The organism is Rothia sp. HMSC072B04, assembly GCF_001813725.1.
Lineage (GTDB): Bacteria > Actinomycetota > Actinomycetes > Actinomycetales > Micrococcaceae > Rothia > Rothia mucilaginosa.
Window position 1 is genome coordinate 1 of sequence record NZ_KV813801.1, and the last position, 228, is coordinate 228.

Annotated in this window: 1 protein-coding gene; it reads right to left on the reverse strand. The window is 66.7% G+C overall.

Annotated elements, in window-relative coordinates; all coding sequences use genetic code 11:
- On the reverse strand, positions 1–228 hold a 228-nt coding region (locus tag HMPREF2928_RS03620; protein ID WP_305794025.1), incomplete at both ends, for a biotin/lipoyl-containing protein.

A 228-nucleotide genomic window follows, 5' to 3' on the forward strand; every position in this document is an offset into this window, starting at 1 on the left:
AGCTGCGGGAGCAGCCGGAGCAGCAGCGGGTGCTGCGGGAGCAGCAGGAGCCTCAGCAACCGGAGCCGGAGCAGCGGGAGCAGCTGCAGCAGCAGCGTCGCCGATGATAGCCAGAACCTGGCCAACCTCTGCGTCCTCATCCTCGGGGATGCGGATCTCGAGCAGGGTACCTGCTACGGGGGAGGGAACCTCGGTGTCAACCTTGTCGGTGGAAACCTCAACCAGGGG